The organism is Acidovorax sp. KNOB132, from assembly GCF_057541515.1.
Map to the genome: position 1 here is coordinate 1 of NZ_BAAJYT010000583.1, position 925 is coordinate 925.

At 77.0% G+C, this 925-nt stretch carries 1 protein-coding gene; it reads right to left on the reverse strand.

The window, feature by feature from the left end:
• On the reverse strand, positions 1-925 hold a 925-nt coding region (locus AC27IO_RS24810), incomplete at both ends, for an FAD-dependent monooxygenase (RefSeq protein ID WP_498741295.1).

Genomic DNA, 925 nt, shown 5'->3' on the forward strand with positions numbered 1-925 from the left:
CGGACTGCGCCCCGTCAGCTCCCCCACGATGGCCGCCTTCAGCGGGGCCAGCCGCCGGGCGCCCTGCAGCACCAGTTGCCGCACGGCGCGGGGCAGGGGGCGCGCGTCGGTGTACAGCCGCACGATGGCGTTGGTGCCTTCATAGATCGGCCAGGCGCGGCGGTGGTGCGCGCGGGCATAGGGCCGCAGCGCGTCGGCGCTGCCGATGTCCTGGCCGCGCTGCCGGGCATCGGCGAGGGCGCGCGCCAGGCGCTCCACGCCGGCCAGGCCCAGGTTGTAGCCATGGGCGGTCACCGGGTGCATGCCCACGGCGGCATCGCCCAGCAGCGCGCAGCGGTGCCCGGCGAAGCGGTCCGCATAGGTGGCGACCAGCGGGTAGGCGTGGCGCTCGCCCACCAGCGCCATCGCGCCGAGCCGGCCCGCGAACTGGGCCTGCACCTGCGCGGCGAACGTGGCGGCGTCCTGCGCCATCAGGGCCGCCGCCTCGGCCGCGCCGGTGGTGACGACCACGGAGCACTGCGGCGCGCCGTCCGCCGGGTCGTCCGGCAGCGGCAGCACGGCCAGGGTGCGGTCGTGTCCGAAGGCCTCGTGCGCGATGCCGTGGTGGGGTGCTGCGTGGCGCATGCGGCAGACGATGACGGTGCGCCCGAAGTCCGCCATGCGCGCGCCGATGCCCAGTTGCCGGCGGGTGGCGGAAAACCGGCTGTCGGCGGCCACGACCAGCCGGGCCTGCAGGCGCGTGCGGGGCGCGGCCGGATCGCCTGCATCACCAGCGGCCGGCATGGTTTCCACCGCCGCATGGTCGGCCGCCACGGACACCTGCGCCACCTGCGCGCCGGCCAGGATGCGCACGCCCGGCCGCTGCGACGCCACGGCGTGGGCGGTGCGGCGCAGCGCGTGGTTGGGCACGATCCAGCCCAGGTGC